We start from the raw sequence: 12,616 nt of genomic DNA, 5'->3' as shown, positions 1-12,616 counted from the left end.
AGATGCATCTCTTTTCTTTAGGATAATGATAAGGTTGATTCATTCACAATAAGAGATACCTCAATAATGTCAAAATTCTTCATACTCAGGCTATCACTTAATAACTCTATGCGAGCACTTTCCTTTGTTTTAAATAAGGTTGGAATTTCTTCATCTAATAAAATATGATGGGAACTTCCTTTTCCAACGGATGGATCAACTCCTCTAAACCAACGATTTGTTTTTTTGCTTCTGATTGCGTACATAGCTCTCCTCCTTATGTTATTCAAAGGATGGACACTTTTTGTAACTTCATACCTAAAAATATAATTTTACGTGAACTACTTTCCCGATGACTTGGATGCGTTGTTCTTCTAAATCTTGTTTTGTATAGACCTTAGGCTCATAAGCCGGATTGGTTGCCATGAGGATCAAAGTGTCTTCTTTTTTTATGATTTTTTTTACAGTGATCTCTTGTCCATCTAATAGGACGATGGCAATATCACCATGATCAACATCTTTACATTGTTTGACATAAACAAGATCTCCATCATGAATTCTTGAGCCACTCATACTATCTCCTGTTACTTTTAAATAATAATCCCCTTGGCGAGCTTCTTTACTACTGACCTCTTTATAACCTAAAATATGCTCTTGTGCAAATAGATCATATCCGGCTTTTACATAGCCTAAAATAGGTTTGATTTGACCATGCATACTCGCACTCATATCGATCCCGAATAGCTCAGAGAGTTTTTGTAATCTTGCTTTTGGGATATGTTTGCTTTCTCCATCTTCCCATCGCTTAATGGTAGATTTGGATACACCTACATAATCACCGATGGCTTCTAAACTCCAACCGTGAAGGCTTCTATAGTAACGAATCAACTCATTCAGTTGCATGATTTCACCTTCCTTTGATTTGAGTATAGCATAGTGAAATCTCGCTTACAACGAAAGGAAATAACTACCAAGGCCTTCTGGTAAATCTTGTGAATGTTCCAATTTCCATTGAAAAATGGAACGTGAAACGTATAATTAACGGCAGGAGGGATGATCATGGAACGTATGATACTACATAGTGATATCAATCACTGTTATGCACAGATTGAAGAAATGAAATATCCAATGTTACGTAAGATTCCTATGGCAATCGGAGGCTTTGAGGAAAAACGTCATGGTATCATTCTGGCAAAAAACGACATTGCGAAACAATATCAGATTCGCACAGGAGAATCGTTAAGAGAAGCTTATGCAAAATGTCCTGATCTTAAGATCATACATCCCAATTATGGTGATTATTTGTATTATACAGAACAGGTGAAGGACATCTATCGAGAATATAGCGATAAGGTGGAATCGTTTGGTTTAGATGAAGCTTGGGTGGATGTAAGCGAGTCAATATCTATGTTTGGAAGTGGAAAAGAAATTGCAAGACAGATTCAAAAGCGTGTGTTAGAAGAGTTGGGTTTGACGATATCCATTGGCATCAGTTACAATAAGATCTTTGCGAAGCTAGGTAGTGATATGGTGAAGCATTTAGGGCTTGTGGAAATCACAAAGGAAAATTATAAAAGTAAAGTATGGCCTCTTCTGGTAAGTGATTTGCTTTATGTGGGAAGAGCTACTGCTCAAAAGCTGAAGGCTTATCAAATAGAAACGATAGGAGATTTGGCACGATTACCACAAGGGTGGATGAGTGATCATTTTGGTAAGGTAGGTGAGATCCTTCATCTGTTTGCGAATGGGGAGGATTCATCTCAAGTTGCGGATACGTTTTATCAAGAGCCGATAAAATCAATTGGGAATGCAATTACAGCACCTAAAGATATTTGTGATTTTCAGGACGCAAAGCTTGTTTATTATGTGCTTGTGGAATCTGTCGCATCCAGATTAAAAGAAGCGGGGTTAAAAGGTAGGGTAATTTCCATATCATTAAGAAACAAGGATTTGATCAGTTTTACGAGACAAAGAAAAATCACACAGGCTAGTAACCTTGTTTCGGATATCATGCCTGTTGTATTAGATTTGCTTCAGAAACATTATGACTTTCGCATGCCACTTCGTACCATCGGTGTTTCTGTTAGTGCATTAGAGTCTATTCACGGCTATCATCAGTTGAATATGTTTGAAGATGAAAAAGAACAAGCGAAAAAGCGAATATTAGAGGAAACCATGGATGAGATACGTGAGAAATTCGGTTATCAAAAAGCGAGAAGATGTAGTATGGCTTTGGATAAAGAGCTTACCGGTTTTGATCCAAAGCATGATCACATTATTTATCCGGTATCCTTTTTCTGATCATGAGACGATATAAAAAATATGTAGATGTCATTGTGTGGATAGATAAAAACGGTGGTATGATACCAAAGGTATTGGTATGGGATAATGGTGTGCAATATCCTATTGATCGTATCCTAAAGGTAAGAAAGGCAGTCAGTGAGGTAGGAGGCTGTGGGATCTTATATGAATGTAGGATTCAAGGGAATGTGCGAAATCTGTTTTATGAGCGTAATCGATGGTTTATTGAAAGTACAAAGCCATAAGAAAAGCAGTAATGAACTGCTTTTTCTTTTAGATATCGTTAAGGATATCCTTTCGCTTTTGATCGTATTCCTCTTTGGTAATCATTCCCTTTTGATAAAGATCTTCTGCTTTTTTGAGTCGTTCTTCTACAGATGAAGAGCTTGTTTCTCTTTTCCAATCATCTACTTCGATTCTTGAAGTCGCAACTCCTTTTTCACTGAATACATTGATGGCATTGATGATTGTAATTGCGACTGCGATGAGGGTCCAAAGGATACCGAATAATCCCATTTGAGGAATGACGAAACATAGTCCTATGAGGACAAAGACGATACCAACGATCATACCGATCGCAGATTGTGCTCTTCCGGGTTTCACTCTAATATCTTTACGCATCATGACTTCCTCCTTTTTCTTCATTATAAGTGGTGAAGAAAAGAAATGCAATGCATAATTGCATGCGAAAAAAGAAAATGGACATACTAACAAAAGCTTGTATCAAAAAGCATAAGATAATACTGATGGGAGTGATGATATGGATTATCGCCTGAATAAACAGGTTTCCAATATTATGAAAGATGCACGTAAAGAAGCAAAGGATATGGGAAACAATTATATTGGCAGTGAGCATGTTTTACTTGCTGTTTTGAAAGATACCAGTGCACCGTTGTCAAAGATCTTATCGATGAACGGTATGTTTTATTTTCAATTGAAGGAAGATTTGATGGTCTTATTTGGCTTAAAGGATCAAGATGTAGAGGAAATCGCCATTACACAAGTCGTAGAAGATATCATGGAACGTGCAAAGCATTTATCTGAAAAAAAATCGATGACCTCTATTGATGTGAATAGCTTAAGTATTTCGCTTTTACAAACGCCTGCTTGTGTCGCAATTGAGATTTTGCATCGTTATGATATGGAGGAAACAGAGGTGTTAAGTCAACTAGAGCATGGGGAAATAAACGAATTGGATAAAGTGAATGAGCTTAGAAATTTAAATACCTGTGGTAACAATGCGGATATCACAGGAAGAGAACAAGAGCTTTCTTTTATGATCAGTATTTTATCTAGGAAGGATAAAGCAAATCCTTTGCTTATTGGAGAGCCCGGTGTAGGAAAAACAGCACTTGTGGAAAAGCTTGCGAATCAGATTCAAGCGCAAGAGGTTGAGGCACTTCAAGGATGTATCATCTATGAACTTCATTTAAATTCCTTGGTCGCAGGGACAAAATATCGTGGAGACTTTGAAGAAAAACTTCAAAATATGATTAAGCTTTTGAAAAAGTATCCGAATGTGATTTTGTTTATCGATGAGATTCATCAGATGATAGGGGCCGGAAAGAGTGAAGGTAGTATTGATGTTTCCAGTGTTTTAAAGCCCTATCTTGCAAGAGGCGAAATTCGTTGTATTGGCGCAACCACATTTGAGGAATATGAGAAGTATATTGAAAAGGATCGTGCCTTAGAGCGTCGTTTTCAGACCATCATCATCAAGGAGCCAAAAAAAGAGGAAGCCTTTCGTATGATGAAAGCAAAACGAAAAGAATATGAAAGTTTTCATCATGTAGAGATTCAAGAGAAGATGTTAAGAAAAATTGTGGATTATTGTGATTATTATATGCCGGCACGTAAATTTCCGGATAAAGCAATCGATGTTTTGGATCTTGCTTGTGTAGATGCCAAACAAAGGCAGAAGAAGATGGTTAGTGAGGATATGATCAAAGAGGTTGTAGAGAAATTAACGAATATTCCGATTGCTTCTAAGAACCGTCTTGTGGAAGTGAAGACACAATTAAAGGAGCGATTGATCGGTCAACAGGCTGTGATCACAAAGTTGCTTCATCAATTAGAATGGATCGAGCAAGGTGTGTTATCGCAACGTCCCCTTGGGGTCTGGTTGTTTGTAGGAAATGATGGCGTGGGAAAACATACGCTATTAAAGGAATTTAATCGTATTTATTTTAATGATCAGGAAATCATGGAATTGGATATGGCAAATATGGAGGGTAGCTTGCTTCATATGATTGCAGGAATACGAAGAAATCCTTATGGGATCCTTCATATTCGAAATCTTCATATGGCAAATGAAGCAAAGTTACAGTATCTTCGTCAATCATTGGAAAAAGGCCAATTAGAATATGAAACCAATAAGGCGACCTTACGTCATTGTATTGTTATTATGACAGGTGTATTTCCTATGAAAGAGGGTATTCATCTAACGGTAGAACAACATCAGACGAGTCATTTTCATCAGTTAGAACAGCAACTGGGAAAATCATTCTTATCGGTTTTAGATGAGATTTTTCTGTTTGAGGATCTGAATAAGACACAGCGAATTGAGGTTGTCAAACATCTGTTAAAAAAATGGAATCAATCCTTGGATGAGCACGCCATTATGGAGGTTGCGGAAAGCAGTGCTTCCTTAAAAGATGTCACAAGAAACATCAAGAAAAAGATTGTGAAAGCCTGATGGCTAGCTGTTATTTCAAAGCAAATTATGATACAATGACACTGGAAAGTGTGGTGGTAAAATGAAACCTGAACCCCTGATAACAAAGAACTGGAACATAAGGATCATTTGCCACCATTTCTTAGGTGACATGGTCCTTTCTATGAAATAGGAGGACATTTATGAAAAGACAGATCACAAAAGATAATTTGTTAGAATTGCTGTTGCATGGAACAGAAAAAGATGTAAGAGATACCATTGATACCATTCATCCTGTAGACATTCTGGATTTGATCCATGAAGAACCACAGCATGCAACAGCAATTTTAAATCGTCTGCCTGATGATATCTTAGCCGATATCGTAGAGGAAGAAGAGGATGAAGATAAGTATGCTTTATTAAAGCAGTTTTCCGATACTCGTCAGAAGCATATTCTAGAAGAAATGAGCAGTGATGAAATCACGGACTTGATCGGAGAATTGGAAGAAGCAGAGGCTGATGAAGTATTAAATAAAATGGATCGTGAAGATCGAGATGATGTTAAAAAGCTGTTAGAATTTGAACCGGATACGGCTGGGGGTATCATGAAAACTGAATATATTCGTATTTTTGCGAAGAACACAGTAAAAGATACCTTGGAATTTCTACAGAAAAATACAGATGAAGAAACTACCTATTATTTATATGTCGTAGATAAAGAGAATGTTTTAAAGGGCGTGGTTTCTTTGCGAGATATTGTCACAAGCTCATTTGATACGCCCATGCTTTCCATTACCAATCCTAATGTCATTTCACTTCGTTATGATGAGGATCAGGAACAGGTTGCACATACTTTTGAAAAGTATGGCTTTATTCTGATGCCGGTCGTAGATGAAGAACATCGTATGTTAGGGGTCATTGAATTTGATGATATCATGGATGTTATCCAAGAAGAAAATACAGAGGATATCCATCATTTAGGTGGTGTTAATTCAGAGGAACGTGTGGATTCTACATTAAAGGAATCTTTTTCCTCACGTATTCCTTGGCTGATCGTTAATTTATTTACTGCGGTGCTAGCGGCAGCAACGGTAAGCATGTTTGAAGCAACGATTTCTAAAGTGGTCGCATTGGCAACCATTATGCCGATCGTTACGGGGATGGGAGGTAATGCAGGTACCCAATCCTTGACCATTGTGGTGCGTGGGTTATCCTTAGGACAACTTACCAAAGAAAACGCAATTAAGATCTTATTAAAGGAAATCGGTGTAGGCATCTTGAGTGGTGTTGTCATAGGTGGTATTGTAGCAATTGGCGCTATGTGGATGGAAAGCAATCCGGTATTTGGTATGGTCACCGGTATTGCGATGTTCTTAAATATGATCTTAGCCAATTTCGCAGGTTATTTCATCCCGGTTATTTTAGAAAAATTTCATGTGGATCCTGCTTTGGCAAGTGGAGTATTTGTGACAACTGTTACCGATGTCATGGGATTCTTTCTGTTTCTTGGATTGGCAACCATGGTATTACCGATGATTTTATAAGAATAATGGGAGGTGTGTGTATGAAGGCATTGATTACAGGAGCAAGCAGTGGTATCGGTAGGGATATGGCTCGACTTCTTGCGAATATGGGAGTAGAGCTTTTTCTGGTTGCGAGAAGGTCTCAACGTTTATATGAGTTGAAGAAAGAATTGAAGGTGCCGGTAACTGTCATCGTATTAGATGTATCGAAAAAAGAAAATTGTATCTTATTACATCAACGTCTACAATCAGAAGAACTTGATATCGTCATCAATAACGCAGGTTTTGGTGATTATGGTAGCTTTGATGAAACAAAGCTTACAAAAGAGCTTGAAATGATCGATACGAATATCACAGCGGTACATATATTAACGAAACTGTTCTTGAAAGATTTTAAAAAAAGAGATTCCGGTTATATCTTGAATGTCGCAAGTTCTGCGGCGTTTTTACCGGGGCCTTTGATGGCAACCTACTATGCGACGAAAAGTTATGTACTTCATTTAAGTATGGCAGTTTATAAAGAACTAAAGAAAAGTGGAAGTCATGTATCTGTGTCAACACTTTGCCCGGGTCCTGTGAAAACAGAGTTTGATCAAGTCGCCAACGTTCATTTTTTGATGGAAGGAACATCCAGTGAAGAAATTGCGGCTATCGCAATCGAAGGTATGTTCAAGCAACGCTTTATGATCATACCGGGGGTATTGATGAAGCTAAGCTATGCCTGTACAAGATGGTTACCCAATGCTGTTTTAATGGAATGCAGTTATCATATCCAACATAGAAAGAATCATTGATATGGAACAAAAAGAATTGATACAAAGCTTTCAAGATAAGGAACTTCAAGTTTACCGATATGTTGAGGCGAATAAAGAAAAGGCTGGCTATATGAGAATCAGAGAGCTTGCTTCGGCATGCGAGGTATCAACTGCTACGGTATTGCGTTTTGTGAAAAAACTGGGCTTAGAAAGTTATCAGGAATTCAAATATTGGTGTAAACAAGAAACGGAAGAAACGGTGGCATTAGGAGAAACCAAGGAAATTATCGATTGTATTACAAAATTAGATTCTCCCTATTATATGGAACAGATTCAAGAAGCCGCTGATATCATTGAGGATAGCGATATGGTGATCTTTGCGGGTATTGGAAATTCAGGTGGTATTGCACATTATGGCGCAAGAGTATTTAGTAATGCCGGAACCTTTGCGTTATGTCAAGATGATCCGTTTTATCATACGGTTTGTGTAAAAGGAAAACCTGTTGTGATCGTATTGAGCGTATCAGGTGAAACTCCTGAGCTGATTCAACAACTACAAGGTTATCATCAACAAGGCTGTCCACTGCTATGTGTAACGACAAGTGCAAAGGGTGCTGTTTCGAAAATGTGCGATCTGACCATAGCTTATCATTTGCAATATCGAGCTATTCAACCATCGTGTGATTTTTCCTCACAGATACCAGCAGTTTATCTAATTGAAGCTATCGCAAAGGAATTGTTACATAGAAAACAAGACATGTAACACAGTGTTACAAATAAGATACAATTAACAGGGCATGTTGTCCTGTTTTTTCATACCTGTAAACCCTTTCAATGTTGGGCGTGTTCCTTTATAATAACGATGTCAAGGAAGTATGAAACAAATACTCTTTGCATTGTTTGGCCAAACAAAAAAAACATACGAGGAGGAAACTTTACATGAGTGTAATGGAAACCATGCAGGAAAAAATGGAAGCTACCTTAGTTCCGTTTGCTGCAAAACTAAATGCACAACGACATGTTGCTGCTGTGCGTGATGCGTTCACCTTAGCATTCCCACTAACATTGGCAGGATCAATTATCACATTGATCAATTATGCGATCTTATCACCCGATGGCTTTATCGCAAAAATTCTACATCTGGGAGATCTTATACCGAATTTATCAGACTTTCAGGCAGTGTTATCACCGGTATTAAACGGTACTGCCAATATCATGTCTATTCTGATTGTATTCTTAACTGCATATAAATTGGCAGGAGAAAAGAAAGGAGATCAGGTCTTATCCGGAGTAACCGCCATAGGAACATATTTTATCGTATATCCAAACTATGTGAATGTTGACCAGGTTGGTAATACGTTACCTATGAACTTTATGGGAGCACAAGGGCTATTTGTTGCATTGTTGGTAGGACTTCTGGTAGGTGAATTTCTAACAGCACTTCAGAAAAATAAACGCCTTGCGATCAAGATGCCGGATGCAGTACCACCGGCTGTTGCGCAATCCTTTAATCTATTGATACCAATCATCATCATTTTGATGGGTTCTTCTTTGATCAATTATTTATTTAATTATCTAAGTGAAGGTGGTATCCAATATGTGATCTATAATGCGATCCAAGCGCCATTTGCATCTTTAGGTGGGAATATCTTTACGATATTGATCTTCGCAGTTGTACAACAATTCTTATGGGTTCTAGGAATCCATGGTCCTAATACGTTGAGTGCTTTGCGTACCGTTATGTTTGCACAACAAGGAATTGACAATCTAGCCTATTATGGAGCCCATGGAACAACCATAGGTACACCTTTTCCGATTACATGGGGCGGTATCAATGATGCCTTTGGAAATACAGGTGGATCAGGAGCAACCCTTGGTATGATCATTGCGATTTATTTGGTCGCAAGAAAAGACCAACAACAATTCCAGATTGCTAAATTAGCGACTGCACCAGGACTATTCAATATCAATGAACCTTTGATTTTCGGTCTTCCGATCGTAATGAACCCGATTTATGTCATTCCATTTATACTGGCACCAGTGATTTGTAATATTATCGGTTATTTATGTGTCGCAGTCTTTGAAATCATACCACCTGTTTCTGTAGATGTAGGCTGGACAACACCGGGATTCTTAATTCCATTCTTAGGTTCAGGCGGCACCAATTACTTATCCTTATTGATTGGTATCCTATGTGTTGGTGTCAGTACGATCATCTATTTACCATTCGTAAAAGCAGCCGCTCTCGCAAATCAAAAAGCCGCAGAAAAATTAAAAAAAGAAGAAGATGATCTATCATTAGATGATGTAAGTTTATAAAGATAAGGAAGGATGAACCATATGATCAGTATACCATTACAAAGAAAAGAATCACCAGTATCACTCACAAGCGCATCTCATATCAGACGATTTATCGCATTTGCGATCGATTGGTATTTGGGAAGTATACTGGTCTCACTTCCTGTATCTATGGCCTATTATCAATTCTTTCCACAACAAAATACCATATTGGATTTACGGACATTGCCATTCTCTACAGCATGTATGACCTTATTGGCATCCCTCTTGATAGCATGTCTATATTATATCGTCTTACCTTACCGTCTTCATGGGCAAACGATAGGAAAGAAGATCATGAAGCTAAGAATCAAAGAAAAAGGAAAACAAGAAGTAACATTGAAAACATTGGTTCTTCGTCAATTGATTGCGATCATCTTAATAGAGGGAAGTGTATATACCATCTCTCCATTGATTTATCAAATCATTTGTTATGGAAGTGATAGCATGCTGGAAATGATCACAACCTTACATTATATATTGACGATAGTAAGCATCGCTTGTTGTTTGTTTACAAAACGAAGATGTGCGATCCATGATTTCATTGCGAAAACAACGGTAGAATCCGTTTAGAAATGAGGTGTAGCAAATGAGTATGAGAAAAGATTTTTTATGGGGTGGAGCTGTCGCAGCTCATCAATTAGAAGGGGCTTATGATGTCAATGGGAAAGGCATCAGCATCATGGATGTATCCACCGCAGGAACAAAAGATAAGCCTCGAAGAATCACAGAAGGAATCATAGAAGGAGAATATTATCCTAATCATGATGCCATTGATTTTTATCATCATTATAAAGAAGATATTGCGATGTTTGCGGAAATGGGATTTAAGTGTTTTCGTACATCCATTGCGTGGACAAGAATATATCCAACAGGTATGGAAGAGGAACCTAATGAAGAAGGATTACAGTTTTATGATGATATGTTCGATGAATGCCTGAAATATGGCATAGAACCGGTTATCACATTAAGTCATTTTGAAATGCCTTATTATTTAACACAGAAATACGGAGGGTGGAGAGACCGTAAACTGATTGATTATTTTGTGAAATTTGCGAAAACCTGTTTTGAGCGTTATCAAAATAAGGTAACCTATTGGATGACGTTTAATGAAATCAACAACCAAGCGAATTATCATAGTGAAGGTAGCATTTACGGTGATTCCGGTATCATTTATCAAGCATCCGATAACAAGGAACAGCTAATGTATCAGGCTTCTCATTATGAATTGGTCGCAAGTGCCAAGGCAATTAAACTTGCGAAAAGCATCAATCCAAAGTTCGAGATCGGATGTATGATTGCAATGTGTCCGATATATCCTTATTCCTGTTCACCGGAAGATATCTTAATGGCACATAAAGCGATGGAAAAACGTTATTACTATACAGATGTTCATGTATTCGGAAGTTATCCTGTGAATATCACAAAGCTTTGGGAAAGAAAGCAGTATCAAATGGATGTAACTGCTGAGGATCTGGCGTTATTAAAAGAAGGATGTGTGGATTATATCGGTTTCTCTTATTACATGTCCTTTGCGATCAAACACAAATCGGAGAATGAAAGTTTTGATTATGATGAAATGCATGATCTAGTAAAAAATCCTTATGTAGAAGCAAGTGATTGGGGATGGCAGGTTGACCCTGTTGGTTTACGTTATGCATTGAATTGGTTTACCGATCATTATCATCTTCCATTGTTTATTGTGGAAAACGGGTTGGGAGCATATGATAAGCTAGAAGCAAACGGAGAAATTCATGATCATTATCGTATAGAATATTTACGTAAACATATCATACAAATGAAAAAAGCGGTAGAAGAAGATGGTGTTGATCTAATGGGATATACGCCTTGGGGATGTATTGATTTAGTCGCTGCAAGTACCGGACAGATGAGCAAGCGCTATGGTTTTATTTATGTAGATAAACAGGATGATGGAAGCGGTAGTCTGAAACGATCTCGTAAAGATTCTTTTTATTGGTATCAAAAAGTGATAGCAAGCAACGGAGAAGATCTTTCATGAACGTATTAGTATTAGATATCGGGGGGAGTAGTATTAAGATTGCCGTCATGAATGAGCAAAGAGAAATCATAGAAAGAGGCAAACGAGAAACCCCGTTAAGTGATATGGATGCATTGTTTGACTGTTTCAAAGAGATTTATGAAGGATATGGGAAAGGGGTAGGAGGTATCGCAATCAGTATGCCCGGTGTCATTGACAGTGAGCATGGGTATGCGTATACCGCTGGGGCACTACGGTACCTAAAAAATCGTGCGTTCGCAAAGGAAGTATCTCAGTTGTTTCATTGTCCGGTTTGGATTGGTAATGATGCAAAGTGTGCTGGGATAGCGGAAGTAGGATATGGAGCTTTACAAGGGGTAGAGGATGCCATTGTGATTATTTTAGGAACCGGAATCGGAGGATGTTTGATTAAGGATGGTAAGGTACATCAAGGAAAACATTTTTGTTCAGGGGAAGTTTCATCCTTGCATTTGGATTATAAGATAACCCGAGGTGATAAAGCCAATTGGTGGAGAATCAACGGTATTCAAGGGCTATTGGAAACTGCACAGAAGCATTTACAAAGTGATATGCCAATGAGTGGAGAAGAAATATTCGCTCTTGCCCATGCAGGAAATGAACGGGCTTTGGCAGCGATTCATGAGTTTAGTGATCGCATTGCGTTACAGTTGTTCAATATTCAGGCGATTTATGATGCTGAGAAAATCGCTATTGGAGGAGGTATATCCGCACAAGATCTTTTGATTGAATGTATCCAAGAAAGTTTTGAACAAATCTGTGTAGATGAACCTGTTGTTATGCCACAAATCATTGCTTGTCAATTCCGTAACGATGCGAATTTGATTGGAGCTTATTATCAGTTTATAATAGAGAATATTTCTCTTTTAAATAAATATTTTTAATATAAATTACGAAAAAAAAAGAGTAAGTTGGCGCTTACTCCTTTTCTGTGCAGTGTTATCACTGCCTTCTTGGTTAGCTTTTATTATATATTATCATTATCATTTTAACAAGATTAAAACATCAAAATCTATAAACATTTTGTAGA

At 37.8% G+C, this 12,616-nt stretch carries 13 protein-coding genes; 10 read left to right on the top strand and 3 right to left on the bottom strand.

The genetic code is table 11. The annotated features are described in order from the left end of the window. Positions 1-17: 17 nt before the first annotated feature. A complete protein-coding gene (locus UGRO018_RS16695) occupies positions 18-245 on the bottom strand; it encodes a hypothetical protein (RefSeq protein WP_416327646.1) in 228 nt (75 codons plus the stop codon). 52 nt (positions 246-297) lie between these two features. Further along, on the bottom strand, positions 298-882 hold the full coding sequence (locus UGRO018_RS16690) for a LexA family protein (protein ID WP_416327645.1): 585 nt from the start codon (positions 880-882) through the stop codon (positions 298-300). Positions 883-1,038: 156 nt separating this feature from the next. Here UGRO018_RS16690 and UGRO018_RS16685 point away from each other — a divergent pair, with 156 nt between their 5' ends. Together UGRO018_RS16685 and UGRO018_RS16680 are read left to right on the top strand one after the other, a co-directional pair. Beyond that, entirely contained in the window at positions 1,039-2,280 is a 1,242-nt protein-coding gene (locus UGRO018_RS16685; RefSeq protein WP_416327644.1) for a DNA polymerase Y family protein, read from the top strand. A 35-nt stretch (positions 2,281-2,315) separates the two neighbouring features. Then, positions 2,316-2,525, top strand: a complete 210-nt coding sequence (locus tag UGRO018_RS16680; protein WP_416327643.1) for a hypothetical protein — start codon at positions 2,316-2,318, stop codon at positions 2,523-2,525. A 28-nt stretch (positions 2,526-2,553) separates the two neighbouring features. Here the strand turns inward: UGRO018_RS16680 and UGRO018_RS16675 are convergent, their stop codons facing one another. Beyond that, complete coding sequence (locus tag UGRO018_RS16675; RefSeq protein WP_416327642.1) at positions 2,554-2,901, bottom strand: SHOCT domain-containing protein; 348 nt, start codon at positions 2,899-2,901, stop codon at positions 2,554-2,556. Between the two features lie 139 nt (positions 2,902-3,040). On the opposite strand from UGRO018_RS16675, the gene UGRO018_RS16670 reads away from it, so the two are divergent. The 8 genes from UGRO018_RS16670 to UGRO018_RS16635 all read left to right on the top strand — a co-directional run bounded on the left by UGRO018_RS16670 (position 3,041) and on the right by UGRO018_RS16635 (position 12,470). After that, entirely contained in the window at positions 3,041-4,975 is a 1,935-nt protein-coding gene (locus UGRO018_RS16670; protein WP_416327641.1) for an AAA family ATPase, read from the top strand. Positions 4,976-5,136: 161 nt separating this feature from the next. Continuing rightward, positions 5,137-6,477: a magnesium transporter gene (mgtE, locus tag UGRO018_RS16665; protein WP_416327640.1), complete on the top strand. Its 1,341-nt coding sequence runs from the start codon at positions 5,137-5,139 to the stop codon at positions 6,475-6,477. A 20-nt stretch (positions 6,478-6,497) separates the two neighbouring features. Continuing rightward, positions 6,498-7,250: an SDR family NAD(P)-dependent oxidoreductase gene (locus tag UGRO018_RS16660; protein ID WP_416327639.1), complete on the top strand. Its 753-nt coding sequence runs from the start codon at positions 6,498-6,500 to the stop codon at positions 7,248-7,250. Between the two features lies 1 nt (position 7,251). Then, positions 7,252-7,974, top strand: coding sequence for a MurR/RpiR family transcriptional regulator (locus UGRO018_RS16655; protein WP_416327638.1), 723 nt, complete (start codon positions 7,252-7,254; stop codon positions 7,972-7,974). Positions 7,975-8,150: 176 nt separating this feature from the next. Continuing rightward, on the top strand, positions 8,151-9,530 hold the full coding sequence (locus UGRO018_RS16650; protein WP_416327637.1) for a PTS sugar transporter subunit IIC: 1,380 nt from the start codon (positions 8,151-8,153) through the stop codon (positions 9,528-9,530). A 21-nt stretch (positions 9,531-9,551) separates the two neighbouring features. Beyond that, on the top strand, positions 9,552-10,121 hold the full coding sequence (locus UGRO018_RS16645) for an RDD family protein (protein ID WP_416327636.1): 570 nt from the start codon (positions 9,552-9,554) through the stop codon (positions 10,119-10,121). 16 nt (positions 10,122-10,137) lie between these two features. After that, complete coding sequence (locus UGRO018_RS16640) at positions 10,138-11,568, top strand: 6-phospho-beta-glucosidase (RefSeq protein WP_416327635.1); 1,431 nt, start codon at positions 10,138-10,140, stop codon at positions 11,566-11,568. Continuing rightward, positions 11,565-12,470, top strand: a complete 906-nt coding sequence (locus tag UGRO018_RS16635) for an ROK family protein (protein WP_416327634.1) — start codon at positions 11,565-11,567, stop codon at positions 12,468-12,470. The genes UGRO018_RS16640 and UGRO018_RS16635 overlap by 4 nt, the downstream gene beginning before the upstream one ends. Positions 12,471-12,616: the final 146 nt, after the last annotated feature.

The sequence above is a fragment of the Hoskinsella mucinilytica genome (assembly GCF_045223415.1).
Taxonomy (GTDB): Bacteria; Bacillota_I; Bacilli_A; order Erysipelotrichales; family Erysipelotrichaceae; genus Hoskinsella; species Hoskinsella mucinilytica.
Note: the sequence above shows the minus strand (reverse complement) of the source record. Positions and strands in the feature narration are given on the sequence as shown.